We start from the raw sequence: 20,967 nt of genomic DNA, 5'->3' as shown, positions 1-20,967 counted from the left end.
AAAATGAAAAATATAGTTAAATTATTAATAATCACGTTCTTATCGGCTAATGTCGTGTCCTGTACAGAGGGGTTTGAAGACATCAACACCAACCCAAATGAGGTCTCTGAAATCAATCCTTCTTCCATGCTCAATCCGGTGATTTATAACATCGCTTCAAACAATGCAAGAAAGAATTATGACATCACCAGTCAACTCATGCAGGTACATTTTCCTTATCCTTCTATTACTGGAGATGTTCATCGGTACCACATTACTGTAGGAACAGGAAGCTCGGTATGGAATGCAGCCTATGATGCGCTGGGGAATGTAAATGAGATGCTCAACAAATCTTTTGAATTGGAAGATGAAAACTATACCGCAATCAATTTAACGCTTCGCGCCATGATCGTTTCCAATCTGACCGATATGTTTGGAAGTGTACCTTTCTCAGAGGCTTTTCAGGCCGAACAAGGGAATTTTACTCCGAAATTTGACAAACAACAAGACATTTATACTCAGATTTTAAATGATTTGGAACAAGCCAATCATTTGTACAACCTAGAAGAATCCCTTTTGTATGCAAGCGATTTGCTGTACCAAAATGATTTGGTCAAATGGAAAAAATTTACCAACTCTCTTCGTTTGAGGTTGTTGCTTAGAGTGTCTGATCGTCAACCTGATGCTTGGCAGCAAATTGAAACGATGCTTCATAACCCCACAGTTTATCCAGTTTTTGAAGACAATTCAGATGCTGCAGTTCTAACCGTAACCGGTGTAACACCCAATTTGTCTCCTTGGCCAAGAGAACAGGATTTTAGCAATGCGCGCACTTATGCATCATTTTTTATCGATCAACTTAATGAATTAGAAGATCCGAGATTGCCCATATTTGCAAACGAAGCAAAAGATTTAGAGGGAAATACAATTGGATATTTGGGTATTCCTGCCGGATTTGACAACGCAGGCTCTGATTTTCCATATACACCGTCCGGTTTAAAACAACCACTCATCATCGCGCCTATGCCGATTATTTTGATGTCGTATTCCGAACTCCAATTCATCAAAGCAGAAGCAGCACTAAAAGGACATTTTAACGATGCAGAAGGTCATTATAAAGAAGGCGTTAAGTCATCAATTGAATTTTGGACAAATCAAAATTTTGACGAAACCTATTTCGATAATTCCTTTGCTGCTTATGATGGTTCGTTGGAAAGAATTATGCTACAAAAGTATTTGTCGCTCTTTTTTACGGATTATCAGCAATGGTCTGAATACAGAAGAACCGGATTTCCAATTCTACCGGTTACCAATTCCATGGAAAATAACGGTGTTATGCCATCCCGTATGCTTTATCCGGATTCTCCAAATATTTATAATTCAGAAAATTACGACCAAGCAGTTCAGGAAATGGGCGGAAACACCATCAACGCAAAAGTTTGGTGGGACGTGAATTAATCACCTTAAAAAATTCAATTTTAAAAATGAAACCGACATGATTAAAATAATCTTTAAACACACGTCTTAATGATTATTTTAATCATCTAAGGTTACATGTGACAATAGAAAAAATAAAAAATAAACACATGAAAAAATCAATTTTAATACTCCTTACGCTTTGCGGTACTTTGGCTTTTGCGCAAAAAAAAGTGAGCGGATTTGTCTATGAAGATGCCAACCAAAACGGTAAAAAAGAAAGAAAAGAAAAAGGATTGGCAAAAGTTTCCGTTTCCAATGGAATTCAAGTGGTACAAACCGACGAAAACGGAAAATATGAACTTCCCCTTTCTGATGACAACCAAATTTTTGTGATCAAACCTTCCGGCTATGCATTTGCTATAGATGAATTCAATTTGCCGAAATTTTATGTGACACATAAACCCAATGGATCTCCTGATGCCGATTTTAAGTACAAGGCCGTTGCTCCAACCGGGAAATTACCCAAATCTGTAGATTTTGGAATGGTCGCGCAAAACGAGTCCAAAGATTTCTCTGCCTTTCTTTTTGGAGATCCGCAACCTTATTCGCTTGAAGAATTGGAATATTTCAGAAAAGCCATCGTAACGGAAGCTGCAAACAATAAAAATGGTGTGCTGCTCGGAATCAGTTTAGGAGATTTGGTCGGGGACAATTTATCGTATCATCCACCTTACAAAGAAGTGATGAAAGAAATGGGTTTGCCCTGGTACAACGTCATCGGTAACCATGACATGAATTATGAAGCCAAGGAAGATCTCTATTCAGATGAAACATTTGAGTTAAATTTTGGGCCAGCCAATTATGCTTTTAATTACGGTGAAGCACACTTTTTGATCTTAGATGACATCATTTATCCTGATCCTCGCGATGGAAAAGGTTATTGGGGTGGATTTCGACCGGATCAAATTGAATTCGTTCAGAATAATTTAAAATTCATCGATAAAGATAAGCTGATCGTCATTTCATTTCACATTCCATTATTTGTCGGAGACGAACAGCATTTCCATCCGGAAAGTCGTCAGCAATTATTTGATTTGTTAAAAGATTATCCAAATATCCTCTTGCTTTCGGCGCATACACACTTCCAAACCAATCAATTTTACACAGAAGACCAAGGTTGGAAGGGCGCAAAACCTTTACATGAATATAACGTTGGGACGACTTCAGGAGATTGGTATTCGGGAGAATTCAATGAAAACGGAGTGCCGGTTTCGACCATGCGTGACGGAACGCCGGTGGGCTATGCTTTTCTTAATATTAAAGGAAACCAATATGAGTTGGATTACAAAGTAGTTGGAAAACCATTGGACTATAAAATGGAAATCTATGCGCCAAAAGTCGTTGCCGATAAAGGTTGGAATACCGCAATGGTATTTGCCAACGTGTTTATGGGAACGGAAAATGACAAAGTAGAGATTAGATTTGATGATGGAGAATGGAAACCGATGGTTAAAGTCAAAACAGAAGATCCTTCCTATTATGCAGCCGTTCAGAAATGGGACTTGTCCGTAACTTTATTGACCGGAAGAAGACCATCCAATCCGGTGGAAAGTTCTCATATTTGGTCTGCCAAAATCTCCAATAAATTGGGTGTCGGAAACCATAAAATCGAAATCAAAATAACCGATATGTTTGGGCGAACTTTTTCAGATACAGAAACCTATCGGATAGAAGCAAAAAAATAGAAAGCCTCATATGTTTTATAATAAGCGGTAGCATCTTTTCAGATTCTGCCGTTTTTTTTAAAACCTTATTGAAACCTTTCAAAATGCGCTTTTTCCAATGCTTCTCTATGGTCAGGATGTGCGATGCCGATGAGCAATTTGGAACGCTGTTCCAGATTTTTGCCATATAAATTCACAACGCCGTATTCCGTTACGATATAATGCGCATGACCTCTGGTCGTTACAACTCCCGCGCCTTCTTTTAGAAATGGTGTTATTCGGGAAATTCCTTTATTGGTTACAGAAGGAATCGCTATGATGGGTTTTCCTCCCGCAGAAAGAGCCGCTCCTCGCATAAAATCCATTTGACCTCCGATTCCCGAATATTGATAGGTTCCGATAGAGTCCGAGCAAATCTGACCTGTCAGATCCACTTCGAGTGCACTATTGATCGCCACCACTCTCGGGTTTTGGCGTATGGTTCCGGAATCGTTAACCAAAGAAACATTCATAAAGGACATACTCGGATTGTCATGAACGAAATCATAGACTTTCTGTGTTCCGGCAACAAAAGAAGTAACCGTTTTTCCTCTGAGAATTTTCTTTTTTTCATTGTTGACAACTCCAGACGCGATAAGCGGAATCACACCATCTGAAAACATTTCAGTATGAATGCCTAAGTCTTTATGGTTTTTTAAACAATTCAAAACCGCATCCGGAATCGCACCGATTCCGGCCTGTAAAGTAGAACCATCTTCGATCAAGCCTGCCACGTTTTCGCCAATTTTCTGAATTGTTTCATTGATTTTGCTTCCATAGTCCACCGAAGGAAGTTCTGTTTCGTGCCAAACCATCGCACTAAATTTTGAACTATGAATAGGAGAATCCCCCAGAGTTCGCGGCATTTTTGGGTTCACTTGCGCGATGACTTTTTTGGCGGTTCGAACCGCCGACCAAGCCGCATCAACCGAAGTTCCCAAACTACAATATCCATGTTGGTCAGGAGGTGAAACTTGAACAATCGCCACATCCAACGGTAAATACCCATTTTCAAATAAGAGAGGGATTTCACTTAAGAAAATCGGAACATAACGACCTCGCGAACTATTGGCCCATTCGCGGATGTTAGAAGAAACAAAAAGGGAATTCAAATAAAAACTATCGGTCACCCCAGGTTGTTTCCAGTCAACTTCTCCAAACATGCTGATGGAGACGATTTCCACATCAGATATTTCTCCGGCTCTTTTCAATAAAAGATTCAACAAAAACAAAGGCGTTGCCGCACTTCCATGCACAAAAACCCGATCGCCGCTGTTGATTAAATTTACAGCTTCTTCTCCTGAAATGAATTGATGATTTTCCATATTGCTACCAAATTTACCAAGATAGATTTAGTTCTTAAAATTAAATGACCAATCTCATCAAAAATCGTAAATTTGCACCTCAAAAATTTAATTAAAATGATCAACATTACACTTCCGGACGGGAGCATCAGGCAATATGAAAGCGGCGTAACGCCGATGGATATTGCACTGAGCATAAGCGAAGGATTGGCGCGAAATGTCATATCCGCAGTAGTTAACGGCAATCAGGTGGAAACCACCACCACGATTACCGAAGACGCTACCGTTCAGTTGTTGACGTGGAATGATGATTTAGGGAAAAAAGCATTTTGGCATTCGTCTGCTCACCTATTGGCGCAAGCGATCATGGAATTTTATCCAAATGCCAAATTGACCATCGGTCCGGCAATCGAAAATGGATTTTATTATGACGTAGATTTTATGGGCGAATCTTTTTCCGAAAAAGATTTCGAGAAAATCGAGAAGAAAATGCTCGAGAACGCGCAGAAAAAATCCGAATTCAAATTGTATCCGGTTTCAAAAGCAGATGCGCTGAAAGAATATGCCGGAAATGAATTTAAAACCGAATTGATTGAAAACTTAGAAGACGGTGAAATCACTTTTTGTTCACATGATAATTTCACTGATTTATGTCGAGGTGGTCATATTCCAAACACCGGAATCGTAAAAGCCGTTAAAGTTTTAAATGCAGCTGGCGCTTATTGGCGAGGCGATGAGAAAAACAAACAGTTAACGCGGGTCTATGGAATTTCATTTCCAAAACAAAAAGATTTAACCGAATATTTGAATCTTTTGGAAGAAGCCAAAAAACGCGACCATAGAAAATTAGGGAAAGAATTAGGTTTCTTTACTTTTTCCGAAAAAGTTGGACAAGGTTTACCACTTTGGTTACCAAAAGGAGCTGCTTTGCGTAGAAAATTGGAAGCATTTCTGATGAAAGCGCAACAAAAAGCCGGCTACGAAATGGTGATTTCACCGCATATCGGTTCGAAAGAATTGTATGTAACCTCAGGACATTATGCCAAATATGGAGCAGACAGTTTCCAGCCGATTCATACGCCGAACGAAGGAGAAGAATTTTTGTTGAAACCGATGAATTGTCCGCATCACTGCGAAATTTATAAAGCATCCCAATGGTCGTACCGTGATCTTCCAAAACGCTATGCAGAATTTGGAACGGTTTACCGTTACGAACAAAGCGGTGAGTTGCATGGATTGACGCGTGTAAGAGGCTTTACACAAGATGATGCACACCTTTTTTGTACACCGGATCAATTGTTAGAAGAATTTAAAAATGTCATCGATTTGGTGTTGTATGTTTTTAATTCTTTAGGTTTTGAAGATTTTGTGACACAAGTTTCGCTTCGAGATCCTGAGAATAAAGAGAAATACATCGGGTCCGATGAAAATTGGGAAAAAGCGGAAAATGCCATCATCCAAGCCGCAACTGAAAAAGGTTTAAAAACAGTTGTCGAATACGGAGAAGCAGCCTTTTATGGACCTAAATTGGACTTTATGGTCAAAGATGCTTTGGGAAGAAAGTGGCAATTGGGAACGATACAAGTCGATTATAATTTACCGGAACGATTTGAATTGAGCTATATAGGTTCTGATAATCAAGCGCATACGCCGGTGATGATTCATCGAGCTCCGTTTGGTTCGATGGAAAGATTTGTGGCGATTTTGATCGAACATACAGCCGGAAATTTCCCATTATGGTTGACGCCGGATGTCTTTATCATCCTGCCAATCAGCGAGAAATATCAAGAATATGCCGAAAAAGTTTCAAATTTCTTAGAAAATCACGATATTCGCGGCCTGATAGATTCTCGCAACGAAAAAACGGGTAAGAAAATCCGGGATGCTGAGATGAAAAAGATTCCGTATATGTTGATTGTAGGCGAGAAGGAGGCAGAAAACGGAACAGTTTCGGTGCGAAAACATGGAGGAGAAGATTTAGGAGAAATGACGATGGAAGAATTAAGAAATCGTATCCTCAAAGAAATGGAGATTAATTAAAATTTTATAAACTATCGCAATTAAAAGAAGAGGCGGCCGTGGTCCTGCCAGAGTGATCAAAGAAGATCAACACAAAATTAACGACAAAATCAACGTGCCTGAAGTTCGGGTCGTAGGAGAGGGAATAGAACCGGGTGTTTATCCGACCAGAAAAGCATTGCAAATGGCGGAGGAACAAGCCCTAGACTTGGTTATGATTACTGAGAAAGCCAATCCTCCGGTTTGTCGGATTGTAGATTATAAAAAATTCCTTTACGAACAAAAAAAGAAAGAAAAGGAATTAAAGGCCAAACAACAGAAAGTGGTTTTGAAAGAGATTCGATTTGGACCTCAAACAGATGACCACGATTATGAATTCAAAAAGCGTCATGCGAGAAGCTTTTTGGAAGAAGGTTCTAAGTTGAAAGCTTATGTTTTCTTCAAGGGACGTTCTATCATCTTTAAAGACCAAGGCGAAATTTTATTGTTAAAATTGGCCCAAGAATTAGAAGATGTAGGAAAGGTGGAGCAGCTTCCGAAATTAGAAGGAAAGCGGATGATCATGATGATGGCTCCTAAAAAGTAATACGAAGTTCGAGTTTCGAAATTCAAAAAAAAAACAGACGTTTTATAAAACATACAGTTATGCCAAAATTAAAAACAAATTCAAGTGCTAAAAAGCGTTTTAAGCTTACCGGAACCGGGAAGATTAAAAGAAAACACGCTTATAAAAGCCACATCCTTACAAAAAAGGAGACCAAACAAAAACGTAATTTGACTCATTCTACTTTAGTTGATAAAGCAGATGAGAACAACGTAAAGTTCATGTTGAGAATGAAGTAATTCATTTTCAGGTTTATTAATTCAATTATTAACCCTGTGTTCAGCGCAAAATATCAAGTAGCCTTTAGGTTCGCCTAACACAAAAAAATTAAAAATTATGCCAAGATCAGTAAATTCAGTAGCGTCAAGAGCGCGTAGAAAAAAGTTGATGAAATTAGCCAAAGGCTATTTCGGACGCAGAAAAAATGTATGGACCGTAGCGAAAAACGCGGTTGAAAAAGGATTGGTTTATGCTTACCGTGATCGTCGTCAAAAGAAAAGAAATTTTCGTGCTTTGTGGATTCAAAGAATCAACGCAGGAGCTAGACTTCACGGAATGTCTTATTCGCAATTTATGGGTGCAGCTAAAAAAGCCGGAATCGAATTGAACCGTAAAGTTCTTGCAGATTTGGCGATGAACCACCCGGAAGCTTTCAAAGCAATTGTTGAAAAAGTAAAATAAATTAACCCATATAAAACGTTTGTAAATCCCGCTTTAAAAGGCGGGATTTTTTTTATTTTATTTCTATTTAAATCTATTATTTATATAAAATAGGAAGAACATAATCTAAGTTTTACATGCAAATTATAGAATATGAATTTATCAATTACTAAAATTAAAATTGTATAGAACGCTTTGTCGGGATTAAAAATTTAAATAAAAATCCCTACTTTCATTCTCCGAAACATAGTTTAAAGATGCGCAACAAATTATTCCGTAAAAAATCCATCGAAAAGCTCATTCAAGAGAATCAAGAAACCTCCAATCCGCTAAAAAAGGTTTTGACCGTAAAGGATTTGACGTTTATGGGAATTGCAGCGGTGGTAGGCGCCGGGATTTTTTCGACAATTGGTTCAGCAGCTTATAATGGCGGCCCCGGAATATCTTTGTTGTTCATTATCACTGCGGTAACTTGTGGATTTACAGCACTATGTTATGCGGAATTTGCTAGCCGGATTCCCGTTTCGGGAAGTGCCTATACTTATTCGTATGTGGCTTTTGGTGAATTGGCAGCATGGATAATTGGATGGGCATTGATCCTCGAATATTCTATTGGTAACATCGTGGTGGCCATTTCCTGGAGCAGTTATTTCAATAATTTATTGGTTCATCTATTCAACATTCATCTACCTGACTGGATGCTCATCGATCCGGCTACTGCCAAAAATGCTTTTATCGAATCTACAACTGCGCTTAGTTCAGGAGCGGATTTAACAGCGAAAAAAATAGAGAGTTATCAGTTCGCAATCAATGCTTATAACGCTGCACCGACGATCGGGGACACCAAAATATTTTTCAATCTTCCAGCTTTTATCATCGTGGCATTGGTCACTTGGTTGGCGTATATCGGCATCAAAGAAAGTAAGAAATCGGCCAATTTCATGGTGTATTTTAAGGTGGCGGTCATCCTATTTGTGATCGTTGCAGGCGCATTTTTTGTGGATACAAACAATTGGCGACCGTTTTTACCGAACGGTTTTGAAGGCGTTTTAAAAGGTGTTTCGGCCGTTTTCTATGCCTATATTGGTTTTGATGCGATATCTACGATGGCAGAAGAAACCAAAAATCCGCAGCGCGATATGCCGAGAGGGATGATTTATTCGCTGCTGATTTGTACGGGATTGTATATTTTGATTGCGTTGACGTTAACGGGAATAGAGCATTATTCGCATTTTAACAACGTCAGCGATCCATTGGCATTTGTATTTGAAGACCGAGCGCCATGGATTGAAAAAATTGTATCGATCAGTGCAGTTGTGGCGACGACTTCGGTTTTATTGGTTTTTCAAATTGGGCAACCTCGGATTTGGATGAGCATGAGTCGTGATGGACTTTTACCGAAAAAATTTGGTCAAATTCACCCGAAATACCAAACGCCGGCCTTTTCAACGATCGTTACCGGAATTATTGTGGGAATCGGTTCTTTGTTTATCGAAAGCGATTTGGTGACAGATTTGACGAGTATCGGGACTTTATTTGCTTTTATTTTGGTTTCAGGCGGCGTCTTATTTTTACCACCCAAAATCAAAGAACCCGGAAAGTTTAAATTACCTTATATCAACGGAAAATGGATCATTCCGATTTTATATTTGATTTTTATTTATACTTTTCAAGATCGAATTATCAATGCTTTTACGGGATTTCATTTAGAAAATACGGTAGAGGTGCTATTTATGGTGTTTTTAATATTTGCTGCGCTCATTTCTATATTAACATTTATCAGAAATTATTCGTTTATCCCAATCATGGGCGTGCTGATGTGTGCTTATATGATGATTGAAATTCCGCTGGTCAGTTGGAAATGGTTTATGGTTTGGATGATAGTCGGGTTGTTAATTTACTTTTTGTATGGATTTAGAAACAGTAAGTTGTCAAAAGAAGCATTGGATTATAATTAAATAATCAGCATTATTTGAGACTCATACGGTTATCGATTCCTAATAGGTTGTAGATGATTTTCAGATGGTATTTTACTGTATTTTCTGATATAAATAATTGGTTTCCGATTTCTTTATTGGTAAATCCTTGTTTTACGAGATCGATGATCTCCTGTTGACGATTTGTAAGGTTCAATTGATATTCACCTGTATTTATCTCCTTTTTTTCGTTCAATTCAAAGTTGATTTTTTCAAGTTCCAAACGCATCCTGTCATTTTCTCTTTCCGTCAATTTTCGTTTCTCTTTATTGGACCTGACCAATAGGATAAGGACCAAGATTAAAATAGAGAGAATGACGGTGATAATGATCAAAAAGATTTGACGATTTTCTTCGTTTTGGAGTTCCAATTTTCTTCTTTTATTGATCAATTCTTTTTCGAGTAAATTGAGTTTTCCACTTTCAAAAGGGGCATTGTATTTTCCGGATAAATCACTACCTAACTTTTCATATTTATAGGCATTTTTATAATCTTCTTTGACCAAATAAAAATGACTCAAATCATAATACAAGCGGATTTTATACAATTGCATATTGTATTTTTCAGCATTTTGAATTCCAGACGCAAAAGCAGATTTAGCCATTTCCTCATTGTCTAAATGTTCTGCCAGATTGATCAATTTACAATAGACCGCTGCAAGATGTTCAGGGTTTTCTTTTTCCAAGATTTTTAACCCTTGGTTCAAATCTCTTTCTGCTTGTACATAATTTCCATCCAAACAATGGAAAGTGGAAGCAACATTTAGGTAAAAAGCTTTGGTCATACCATCGAGCAAATGAAAGTCTTCCGGATTGATTTGTTGAAAAAGACTACGGGCTTCATCAAATTTCAATAAATCGTATTGGATGAACATCTTTTCCGTTAAAATTCGGGCATTAACAGCTTTTTGTTCATTAGTTTGCTTGCCTTCTTTCAGTGCGAAATCTAAATTATCTAGCGTTTCAGGATAATTGAAAAGCCTTTTATAAGTAAGGGCTTTTTGTAGAAAAGCATAGTATTTGTCTAAATGAGTGCTGGATTTTCGGGTGATGATTTCTTCTAATTTTAATATGGAAGAATCATATTTATATTGGTTGTTTAAATCGGAAATTTCTTTGTTCAATTGAATGGGGTCGAAAGATTGTCCCCAAAGAAACATTGGAGAAAACAATAACCATAAAACCAATTTTAACTTTGGGCTAAAACTTCCTAACAATTTCAAATTCAGTTTATTTAACATAAAATACGGCAACCTACCCAGAAGGGTAGGTTATGGAAACTACTCTCCAACTATACGCACAAAAATAGGTAAAATAAAGAATATTCAAGAGCTTCGCATCTCAATTCTGTAAAGGAATGCTGAGAATGCTATAGATGATTGAAAAAAACGAATAATTCAATAGGATCCTCTCTCAATTAAAGAAACCTATCTTAACCACCAAAATTCCCCCACGTATTTTAGTTAGGGGACCTAATAGTCTTCTGAAAACCTACGGAAGACTATTTTTTTTAAACAAGATTATTTATGATCAACCGGAATCAAAAGCACCGGAATTTTTGTGGCTTTAATGACCTCATTTGAAACACTTCCTACAAATAATTTATACAAAGCACTATGCTGTATGAGCCCGATGATGATCAAATCTGCTGCCAAGCGTTCGGCCAAACCCAGAATTTCTAAATCCGCAACTCCTTTGGCCAAATGAACCTCACAATTTATTCCGGCATCCAGAAATTTGGACTTGAAGACATTCAAATTCTTCATTTCTTTTTCATGACCCGATAGATTTTCCGGCTCTAAATTTTCACTCCCAAAATCTGAATCTTCTTTTGAATGTCCTTCTGAAGTAGCATGCATCAAATGCACTTGTGCGTCAAAAACTTCTGCGACTTCTAATGCTTTTTTTATGACCAAATCCGCTTCCTTATTTGCGTCAATCGGAACCAATATCGTTTTCATATTTATTTGAAATTTGAATCGAACTAAAGTTAGGAAATAGAAATCGATTTAAAGCTGATATTTCTTCTGAAAAAGAAAGAAAATAGTTAGAATTCACCAAATTGAAACAAAAGGTTGGGAAAGAAAACTTAAACAAATTGAATTGTAAATTTATATGGCTTTGCGTTAATTTGAATCTAATTTAAATCTTCATGTTTTTAAATCGAATTCAATTTAATCCGGATATGAATGATCTCAAATTTAGTCGAGAGAATAATCCGTTCCATCTTTTCCGTCTTTGAGTTGGATGCCGACTTGTGCCAATTCATCTCTGATTTGATCGGACAACGCCCAGTTTTTATCGGCTCGCGCTTGATTGCGCATCTTGATCAACATTTGCATTACACCATCCAATTTGGACCTACTATTAGACGAAATTTCTTCTTTTTTCAAACCAATGACGTCAAAAATGAATTCTTTCATCGCCATATTCAACTTCTTTAAATCTTCGGAAGTCAATTGCTCATTACCGGCTTTCACGCCATTGATGATGCGCACTGCTTCAAATAATTGCGAAATCAAAATCGGCGTGTTGAAATCATCGTTCATCGCATCATAAGACGTCTGAATCCAATTCTCCACATCAAATGTTGAAGTTTCATTTCCTTCCAAATTTTCCAAAGTTTTCATCGCTTCCATCAAACGCAAATAGCCTTTTTCGGCCGCTACCATCGCATCATTTGAAATGTCGAGAACGCTTCTGTAATGCGCTTGCATAAAGCAAAATCTCACCACATTAGGATGAAATGATTTCTCAAAAAAATCATTTTCACCGTTCAACAATTCCATCGGCAAAACATAATTTCCGGTCGATTTGCTCATCCGTTGACCGTTCATCGTGAGCATATTCGCATGCAACCAATAGTTCACCGGCTCTTTTCCTAGTCCCGCTTTGGCTTGTGCGATTTCACATTCGTGGTGTGGGAATTTCAAATCCATTCCACCACCGTGGATGTCAAAAGTTTCCCCCAAATATTTGGTGCTCATCACCGTACATTCGAGATGCCAGCCTGGGAAACCTTCGCCCCAAGGCGAATTCCAACGCATGATGTGACTTGGCGATGCCTTTTTCCACAAAGCAAAATCCACCGGATTTCGTTTTTCGTCCTGACCATCCAAATCACGGGAATTGGCCATCAATTCTTCGATATTTCTTCGGCTCAACTCGCCGTAATTCAACCCTTTTTTATTGTAAGCTTCCACATCAAAATATACCGAACCTTGACTTTCATAAGCAAAACCGAGTTCGATTAATTTTTCGGACAATTCGATTTGTTCGAGAATATGTCCCGTTGCAGTAGGTTCAATCGTCGGTGGAAGAAAATTAAAAGTTTCCAAAACCTGATGAAAATCGACTGTGTATTTCTGAACGATTTCCATCGGTTCCAATTTTTCCAATCGGGATTGTTTCACAAATCGGTCGTTTTCCACATTTCCGTCATCGGTCAAATGTCCTGCGTCGGTGATATTTCGTACATAACGCACTTTATAACCCAAATGCTGGAGATATCTAAAAATCATATCAAACGACATAAACGTCCGCACATTCCCCAAATGTACATTGCTGTAAACCGTAGGCCCACACACGTACATCCCGACTGAATCTTGATGGATCGGAACGAATTTTTCTTTTTCGCCGCTGAGGGTATTGTAAACTTGGAGGTTGTGGTTTTTGATCATTTTGGGTATATGTTTAAAAATTCTTTTGCTGTCATTACAGGAATTTCAGCGTTTTTAAAATCTTTTTTGTCACGTGTAATGATAATGTCCAGATCATTTTCGAGAGCGGTATGGTATTGCAATCCGTCCTCGAAATCGGGAAAATTTTTATTGTTTAACGCTAAAGTTATCAGCTTTTCATTCAAATCCAAAATGGAAACGATGAGTTTGAAGTTTTTCAAAATCTCTCTAGCTAGAAAAGCCGAAGAAGCTTTGGCAAGTATATAGTTTGTATTGGCAAAAGACAAAGAAGAAATATACAATTCCAGATTACTTTTGTCGGCAAGCGAAAATAAAACCGATGCTTCGTCATAAAACGGATCTCTTTGCGCGAGTAAATCAATTGCGATATTGGAATCAATCAGTAATTTTTTCATTTGTATTTTTCTGTAAGAATTTCCGCAATCTCTTTTTTATAATCAAAATCTTCCGGTAAACTGATAACGCCCGTCAGGCTTTTCACCAATGGTGTGATTTCGATTTCATTGTTTTTATTTATTCTTTTAGAGGTCAAAGAGTTCAAATAATTCTCAACCAATTTTGAAACGCTTATACCACTTTTTTTTGCATAAGCTTTGGCTTGGGCAATCGTAGTTTCATCAATATTTAACGTTAATTTTGTACTCATAACCGAACAATTTGTTACGTGCAAAGATATAAATTTATTACGTGAAAAGGAAAGGCTAAACTTGGAGGTTATGGGTTTTGAGTTGAGCGTTAAATTATTTTTGAATTTGTCTTTTTACAAGTTCTTGAAATGTCAATTTTTCTTGTTCATTTAGGAAAAATCGTTTGGGAATTACATAGGCAACAATTCTATCAATGTAAAGATAATAAGCTGTTTTGCTTTCTTCAAAAGTTTTAATCATTGACCAATCAATGCTTCCTTCAGAATTTTCATTCTTATAAAAAATTTTATGATCGGTAAAATCATATTCTGTTTCAGTTAAAAAACTTCCTCCATCAAGTGGAATTTTTTTTGATTTATTAATCCAACGGATTATTATAAAATAAACTAAAATAGCATAAACAAGAGTAAAAATGATTGTTTGAGTCCAACCAAATTCTCTTAAATTAATTATTATTAAACAAATTATTAAGAGAAAAAAATAAAAAACTATAGATTTTTTAAAACCAGTTTTCATAAAATGAAATTTAAAAAAATCAGCATAATCTTCTCTTGTTATATCGACAACTAATTTCATTCTACCTTCTACCTTCTACCAAAGATTACACATTAAACTTCGTATGAACTCCGATATAATGCAAGAATTCTCTTCTCGTCGTCGGATCGGTTTTAAAAATACCACCCAATTCCGCGGTAACAGTTGAACTATCGATGTCCCTGATTCCACGAGAATTCACGCATAGATGTTTGGCATCGATCACACAAGCTACGTCTTCCGTTCCCAATGCATCTTGCATCGCTTTTACGATTTGCATCGTCAAGCGTTCCTGAACTTGTGGACGTTTCGCAAAATAATCCACAATTCGGTTCATTTTGGACAATCCAATTACTTTTCCGTTGGAAATATAGCCGATGTGCGCTTTTCCGACAATCGGTAAAAAATGATGTTCACAAGTCGAATAAACCGTAATGTCCTTCTCGACCAACATTTGATTGTATTTGTATTTGTTTTCAAACGTGGACATTTTGGGTTTTCTGTCCGGATGCAATCCACCAAAAATTTCGTTGACAAACATTTTTGCCACACGCTTTGGCGTTCCCTTCAAACTATCGTCTGTCAAATCCAAACCAAGCGTTTCCATGATATTTCTAAATTCGCCTTCTATTTTTGCGATTTTTTCATCATTGCTCATGTCAAAAGCATCATCACGCATCGGCGTGTCATGGTGAGAACCAAAATGTTCATCGCCTATTTCGTCGTGTAAGTCCTGATCACTCATTTTATTAAATTTTAATCTGCAAATTTATTGAATCAAAATCAGAAAACAGGTAATTAACTGTTGAAATTGTAGAGACGCAATGCGTTGCGTCTCTACCGGCAATTTGTATATTTGAGACCGCAAACGAATAAAAGATTAGAAATGAAAATATACGGCGTTGATCGTTTCAGTTTGGAGGACGTTATCCAAACAGTTCATTCCACCACTGAAGCAGCTTTAAATGAAAAATCTCAATCCCAAATCCTAAAATCCAAATCCAATGTAGAGTCTATCGTAAACTCTGAAATGACGGTTTACGGGATCAATACCGGTTTCGGGCCACTTTGGGATACCAAAATTTCCAAAGAAGAAACCGGAAAACTCCAACGAAATTTGTTGATCAGCCATGCTGTTGGTGTCGGAAACCCAATTTCCAAAGATTTATCCAAACTGATGTTGATCACCAAAGCACATGCTTTGGCCAAAGGGTTTTCGGGCATTTCGATGGAAACTTATGAGCGAATTTTATTGCTCCTCGAGAAAGACATCATCCCAGTCGTTCCCGAACAAGGTTCAGTCGGTGCTTCCGGTGATTTAGCGCCGTTATCGCATTTATTTTTACCGTTGATCGGCGAAGGAAAAGTGTGGAAAAATGGAAAACCTGTTCCGACAATGGAAGTTTTGAACCAACTTAATATTCAACCGATTGAATTACAAGCCAAAGAAGGTTTAGCATTGATCAATGGAACCCAATTTATTCTCGCGCACGCATTGGTAGGATTGGACAAAATGAAATATTTGTTGGATTTGGCAGATGTGATCGGGACGATGAGTTTGGAAGCTTTTTCCGGAAATAAATCGCCTTTTATGCAGGAATTGCACGAAGTGCGTCCATATGAAGGAACGAAATTGGTGGCGCAACGGATTTGGAAATTGTTGGAAAATTCCGAAATCGTAGAAAACCAAGACCATTACCGTGTTCAAGATCCATATTCGCTTCGTTGTATGCCACAAGTTCATGGTGCTTCGCGAAATGCATGGAATCATTTAAAAGAAATGGCGGAAATAGAATTGAATTCCGTGACCGATAATCCAATCGTTTTGGATGAAAAAACGGCGATTTCGGGTGGAAATTTTCATGGTCAGCCGATGGCGATGGTGTTGGATTATGCGACCTTGGCAGCGGCGGAATTGGGAAATATTTCCGATAGAAGAAGTTATCTGTTGATCGAAGGAAAGTTTGGATTGCCGAGATTGTTGACTGCGAAATCGGGATTGAATTCCGGATTTATGATTCCACAATACACGGCGGCGGCATTGGTGACGGAAAATAAAACTTTGTGTTTTCCAGCTTCGGCGGACAGTATTCCGACTTCATTGGGGCAGGAAGACCATGTTTCGATGGGGAGTATTTCCGGTCGGAAGTTCAATCAAGTTTTGAATAATCTGGAAAAAATTCTCGCCATCGAATTGATGTATGCCTGTCAGGGATTGGAATTCCGAAGACCGTTAAAATCAAGTCCGATGATTGAAGAAGTATTTGATTTGGTGCGAACTCGAGTTCCGAAATTGGAAGACGATCGATTGATTGGGGATGATATTCAATTGATTATTGAATTGATTCAAGGAGGAAAATTAAAAGAAATTATTAGCAAAATCTAAATTCATCTAATGTCTTGCGTCTAATATCTAAAATCTAAAAAATGAAATTTCAACAACAAATACAACAAGGAATTCCAGCGAATTTACCATCATTGAAACCGCTTAATGACAAATTCAGTCATGCGCCGAAACGGAAAGAAATTCTTTCTGACGAAGAAAAGAAGTTGGCTTTGAAAAATGCTTTGCGTTATTTCGAGCCAAAATTTCATGCGGAATTAATTCCTGAATTTAAACAAGAATTGGAAAAATACGGGCGCATTTATATGTACAGACTTCGTCCCGATTATGAGATGTACGCCCGGCCGATTGAGGAATATCCCGGAAAATCCTTACAAGCCAAAGCGATTCAATTGATGATTCAAAACAATTTGGATCCTGCTGTGGCACAGCATCCGGAAGAATTGATCACCTACGGAGGAAACGGAGCGGTTTTCTCCAATTGGGCGCAATACCTCTTGACAATGAAGTATTTGTCGGAAATGACCGATGAACAAACTTTGGTGATGTATTCGGGGCATCCGTTGGGATTATTTCCATCGCATCAAAATGCACCCAGAGTAGTGGTGACCAACGGAATGATGATTCCAAATTATTCGAAACCCGACGATTGGGAGAAATTCAATGCACTGGGGGTAACCCAATACGGACAAATGACCGCCGGAAGTTATATGTACATTGGTCCGCAAGGAATTGTGCACGGAACGACGATAACGGTTTTGAATGGATCCAGAAAGATCGATTCAAACGGAACTGCAGGAAAATTATTCTTAACGGCAGGTTTAGGCGGAATGTCAGGTGCACAACCCAAAGCCGGGAACATTGCCGGAGTGGTTTCGGTAACGGCTGAGGTGAATCCGGCGGCAACTTGGAAGCGCCACGAACAAGGTTGGGTCGATGAAGTGATTTCTGATTTGGATGAATTGGTGAAAAGAGTTCGCGAAGCCAAAGAAAAGAAAGAAGTCGTTTCAATTGCGTTTGATGGAAATGTAGTAGATGTTTGGGAGAAATTTGATCAGGAAAATGTTTTTGTCGATTTGGGTTCTGACCAGACTTCGTTACATAATCCTTGGGCGGGAGGTTATTATCCGGCTGGATTGTCTTTTGAGCAAGCCAACCAAATGATGGCAGAAAATCCGGAATTGTTCAAAGAAAAAGTACAGGAAAGTTTGCGCCGACACGCCGATTCGGTCAACAAACATACCGCAAAAGGAACCTATTTCTTTGATTATGGAAATGCGTTTTTGCTCGAAGCAAGCCGTGCCGGAGCCGATGTGATGGCGGAAAACGGCATTGATTTTAAATATCCGAGTTATGTGCAGGACATCATGGGGCCGATGTGTTTTGATTATGGATTTGGGCCGTTTCGATGGGTTTGTACATCTGGAAAACCGGAAGATTTACAGAAAACGGATGAAATTGCTTGCCGGATTTTGGAAGAAATGAAAAAGAATTCTCCGCAGGAAATCCAACAACAAATGCAAGATAACATCACTTGGATCAAAGGTGCACAGGAAAATAAATTAGTCGTGGGTTCACAAGCGAGAATTCTTTATGCCGATGCCGAAGGGCGAATTAAAATTGCGAAAGCCTTTAACGATGCTATTTCTAGAGGCGAAATTGGACCAGTTGTTCTAGGAAGAGATCACCATGATGTATCGGGGACAGATTCTCCTTTTCGTGAAACTTCCAATATTTACGACGGTTCGAAATTCACGGCCGATATGGCGATTCACAATGTGATCGGCGATAGTTTTCGTGGAGCGACTTGGGTCTCGATTCACAATGGCGGTGGCGTAGGTTGGGGCGAAGTGATCAACGGCGGATTTGGGATGTTGCTGGACGGAACTTCAGATGCGGAGAACCGATTGAAATCGATGTTGCATTGGGACGTGAACAATGGAATTGCGCGTCGCTCTTGGGCAAGAAACGAAGAAGCCATTTTCGCGATCAAACGTGCAATGGAAGAAGAACCTTTGTTAAAAGTTACCTTGCCGAATTTGGTGGATGAGAATTTATTGTAAATTCGCGCAAATTTAAATCAAATGAAAAAATTAGTATTTGCAATTTTACTTATTCCGGCATTGTCTTTTGCACAAATTGAAGAGCTACCAACTTCAAAAGTTGAGCGAGGAGCAAACTCTAAAAGTTTCTTCATCAAGGATGCTCAGGAATTTAGGTTTAAAGAATATGAAAATGTTTTTTCAAACGAACAAGCAATTGGTTATATGCGAAAAGCTAAAACGAACAAATCTAATGCTTCAATTCTCACTTATTCGGGCGGTGCAATTTTAGGTTTGGGGGTAGGTGTTTATGTTATCACTAAATCAACCGAAGGTAATTTTTTGGGTTATATTTTAAGTGGTTCGACAATAGCATTGGGCGCTGGAATTATGCTTTCAAGCATTCCATTGTGGATGGGTTATTCCAAAAACATCAAAAAGGCAATTGATGTTGAAAATGGTGATGTTCAAGAATCAAATGCTCAATTGAATTTGAATATCAATGGAAACGGATTCGGTTTAGCTTACCAATTCTAATCAAAAATTTATTTGAACAACACAAAAATATCTTTCAAAGAAATCAATCGTTTGGCGATTCCGGCAATTTTAGCAGGAATTGTAGAGCCTTTGATTTCACTCACCGATACTTTGGTTGCAGGAAGATTGCCTGAAAACTCTGAAATGGCGTTGGGCGCAATCGGCTTGGCGGCATCGTTTATGTCGGCTTTAATTTGGATTTTTTTGCAAACTTCCAACGCAATTTCCGCTTTGGTTTCCCACGGAGTCGGCGCCAATCAAGTCAAACGTTTACAAAATCTGGTCACACAAGTTTTATCGTTCAATCTCATTGTTTCCGTTTGTTTATCGGTACTTGCATATTTCTTTGCTTCGCAAATTTTTTCCTTGTACGGCGCAAAAGGAGAATTGCTCGAAACCTGTGTTCGGTATTTTCAAATCCGGGTTTGGGGATTTCCGCTGACTTTGCTGACTTTTACGTTGTACGGCATTTTTCAAGGTTTGCAAAATACTTCTTGGGCGATGCGAATCAGCATCATCGGCGGAATACTCAACGCTGTATTGGATGTATTGTTTGTCTTTGTATGGAATTTTGATGTAGAAGGAATTGCTTGGGCGAGTTTGACGGCGCAATTGGTCATGTTCAGTTTAGCGATTATTTATTTCTTGAATAAAACTCCGTTTAAAATTGGAAAAATATTTCCTTTTCACCATGATTTGAAACGCACTTTGAGTATGAGTTTGGATTTATTCATCCGGACGCTTTCATTGAATTTTGCTTTGTTTTTAGCCTTCCGATTTGCAACTTTATTGGGGAATGGTGAAGAAAGCGAATTTGTAGCAGCACATACGATTTTGATTCAAATCTGGTTGTTTTCGTCTTATTTATTGGACGGATATGCGCATGCCGGAACAGCGATTTCAGGTAAATTATTTGGTGCAAAAGATTTGAATCGAATGAAAATTTTGGTGAAAGATTTATTGAAAATCATGATTTTGATTGGAGGAATTTTGGGCATAACCTATTTTATTTTTACTGATTTCATTGCCAATTCACTAACAAATTCAACAGAAGTCCAAACGATTTTCAAACAAGTATTTTGGTTGGTTTGTGTTATGCAACCGATCAATGCGGTAGCGTTTTTATTTGATGGAATTTACAAAGGACTGGGCGAAACCAAGGTTTTACGAAATGTTTTGGTCGGCGCGGTAATCATTGGATTTATTCCGTTTTTGCTTTTGTTCTACAATTTGGATTTAGGGATGCTAGGCATCTGGTTAAGTTTCGGGACTTGGATGATATTCCGTTCCGCTGGTTTATTTGGTCATTTTAGATTGAAATATAGCTAAGTCGATATAAAATGGCATAGAATATTTTGATATAAAAAATTGAAGTTCAAGGCAAAAAACGCAGACATAGCCTAGTTACGGCGAGTATTTTTAACGAAGAAATTCGGTTT

Annotated in this window: 19 protein-coding genes; 11 read left to right on the top strand and 8 right to left on the bottom strand. The window is 38.1% G+C overall.

Annotation, left to right across the window (positions count from 1 at the left end; genetic code table 11):
- Positions 1-3 precede the first annotated feature (3 nt).
- Complete coding sequence (locus tag HU137_RS04225; protein ID WP_182042548.1) at positions 4-1,437, top strand: SusD/RagB family nutrient-binding outer membrane lipoprotein; 1,434 nt, start codon at positions 4-6, stop codon at positions 1,435-1,437.
- 128 nt (positions 1,438-1,565) lie between these two features.
- Positions 1,566-3,143 (top strand): calcineurin-like phosphoesterase C-terminal domain-containing protein, encoded by a 1,578-nt coding sequence (locus HU137_RS04220; RefSeq protein ID WP_182042547.1) that lies wholly within the window; start codon positions 1,566-1,568, stop codon positions 3,141-3,143.
- Positions 3,144-3,208: 65 nt separating this feature from the next.
- Here the strand turns inward: HU137_RS04220 and HU137_RS04215 are convergent, their stop codons facing one another.
- Entirely contained in the window at positions 3,209-4,486 is a 1,278-nt protein-coding gene (locus HU137_RS04215) for an acetyl-CoA hydrolase/transferase family protein (protein ID WP_182042546.1), read from the bottom strand.
- A gap of 96 nt (positions 4,487-4,582) precedes the next feature.
- Here HU137_RS04215 and thrS point away from each other — a divergent pair, with 96 nt between their 5' ends.
- The 5 genes from thrS to HU137_RS04190 all read left to right on the top strand — a co-directional run bounded on the left by thrS (position 4,583) and on the right by HU137_RS04190 (position 9,706).
- On the top strand, positions 4,583-6,505 hold the full coding sequence (gene thrS / locus HU137_RS04210; RefSeq protein WP_182042545.1) for a threonine--tRNA ligase: 1,923 nt from the start codon (positions 4,583-4,585) through the stop codon (positions 6,503-6,505).
- A gap of 52 nt (positions 6,506-6,557) precedes the next feature.
- Entirely contained in the window at positions 6,558-7,070 is a 513-nt protein-coding gene (gene infC / locus HU137_RS04205; protein ID WP_317169895.1) for a translation initiation factor IF-3, read from the top strand.
- A gap of 59 nt (positions 7,071-7,129) precedes the next feature.
- Positions 7,130-7,327 carry a 50S ribosomal protein L35 gene (gene rpmI, locus HU137_RS04200; protein ID WP_182042544.1) on the top strand — a complete coding sequence of 66 codons (198 nt, stop codon included), beginning with the start codon at positions 7,130-7,132 and terminating at the stop codon, positions 7,325-7,327.
- Positions 7,328-7,424: 97 nt separating this feature from the next.
- Positions 7,425-7,769 carry a 50S ribosomal protein L20 gene (gene rplT / locus HU137_RS04195; protein ID WP_182042543.1) on the top strand — a complete coding sequence of 115 codons (345 nt, stop codon included), beginning with the start codon at positions 7,425-7,427 and terminating at the stop codon, positions 7,767-7,769.
- A gap of 236 nt (positions 7,770-8,005) precedes the next feature.
- Positions 8,006-9,706 (top strand): APC family permease, encoded by a 1,701-nt coding sequence (locus tag HU137_RS04190; RefSeq protein WP_182042542.1) that lies wholly within the window; start codon positions 8,006-8,008, stop codon positions 9,704-9,706.
- A 10-nt stretch (positions 9,707-9,716) separates the two neighbouring features.
- Here HU137_RS04190 and HU137_RS04185 read toward each other — a convergent pair whose 3' ends face one another.
- The 7 genes from HU137_RS04185 to folE all read right to left on the bottom strand — a co-directional run bounded on the left by HU137_RS04185 (position 9,717) and on the right by folE (position 15,350).
- Entirely contained in the window at positions 9,717-10,964 is a 1,248-nt protein-coding gene (locus HU137_RS04185) for a LuxR C-terminal-related transcriptional regulator (RefSeq protein ID WP_182042541.1), read from the bottom strand.
- A gap of 279 nt (positions 10,965-11,243) precedes the next feature.
- Positions 11,244-11,684 (bottom strand): universal stress protein, encoded by a 441-nt coding sequence (locus tag HU137_RS04180; protein ID WP_182042540.1) that lies wholly within the window; start codon positions 11,682-11,684, stop codon positions 11,244-11,246.
- Between the two features lie 240 nt (positions 11,685-11,924).
- A complete protein-coding gene (gene cysS, locus HU137_RS04175) occupies positions 11,925-13,403 on the bottom strand; it encodes a cysteine--tRNA ligase (RefSeq protein WP_182042539.1) in 1,479 nt (492 codons plus the stop codon).
- Complete coding sequence (locus HU137_RS04170; protein WP_182042538.1) at positions 13,400-13,819, bottom strand: type II toxin-antitoxin system VapC family toxin; 420 nt, start codon at positions 13,817-13,819, stop codon at positions 13,400-13,402. Before HU137_RS04170 ends, cysS begins: the two co-directional genes overlap by 4 nt.
- The gene (locus HU137_RS04165) at positions 13,816-14,070 is read right to left on the bottom strand and encodes a DUF6364 family protein (RefSeq protein WP_182042537.1); all 255 of its coding nucleotides are present in this window, start codon (positions 14,068-14,070) and stop codon (positions 13,816-13,818) included. Before HU137_RS04165 ends, HU137_RS04170 begins: the two co-directional genes overlap by 4 nt.
- A 94-nt stretch (positions 14,071-14,164) precedes the next feature.
- Positions 14,165-14,647, bottom strand: a complete 483-nt coding sequence (locus tag HU137_RS04160) for a YcxB family protein (RefSeq protein WP_182042536.1) — start codon at positions 14,645-14,647, stop codon at positions 14,165-14,167.
- Between the two features lie 25 nt (positions 14,648-14,672).
- Positions 14,673-15,350 (bottom strand): GTP cyclohydrolase I FolE, encoded by a 678-nt coding sequence (gene folE / locus HU137_RS04155; protein WP_182042535.1) that lies wholly within the window; start codon positions 15,348-15,350, stop codon positions 14,673-14,675.
- A 141-nt stretch (positions 15,351-15,491) separates the two neighbouring features.
- Here folE and hutH point away from each other — a divergent pair, with 141 nt between their 5' ends.
- From hutH to HU137_RS04135, 4 genes are read left to right on the top strand one after another with little or no spacing between them, the layout of a single operon-like run.
- On the top strand, positions 15,492-16,991 hold the full coding sequence (hutH, locus tag HU137_RS04150) for a histidine ammonia-lyase (protein ID WP_182042534.1): 1,500 nt from the start codon (positions 15,492-15,494) through the stop codon (positions 16,989-16,991).
- Between the two features lie 41 nt (positions 16,992-17,032).
- Positions 17,033-19,012 carry a urocanate hydratase gene (locus HU137_RS04145; RefSeq protein WP_182042533.1) on the top strand — a complete coding sequence of 660 codons (1,980 nt, stop codon included), beginning with the start codon at positions 17,033-17,035 and terminating at the stop codon, positions 19,010-19,012.
- 21 nt (positions 19,013-19,033) lie between these two features.
- A complete protein-coding gene (locus HU137_RS04140; protein ID WP_182042532.1) occupies positions 19,034-19,528 on the top strand; it encodes a hypothetical protein in 495 nt (164 codons plus the stop codon).
- A gap of 12 nt (positions 19,529-19,540) precedes the next feature.
- Positions 19,541-20,857: an MATE family efflux transporter gene (locus HU137_RS04135; RefSeq protein WP_182042531.1), complete on the top strand. Its 1,317-nt coding sequence runs from the start codon at positions 19,541-19,543 to the stop codon at positions 20,855-20,857.
- Positions 20,858-20,967 lie beyond the last annotated feature (110 nt).

The sequence above is a fragment of the Moheibacter lacus genome, from assembly GCF_014042165.1.
Lineage (GTDB): Bacteria > Bacteroidota > Bacteroidia > Flavobacteriales > Weeksellaceae > Moheibacter > Moheibacter lacus.
This window is presented reverse-complemented; position numbering and strand designations above follow the sequence as displayed.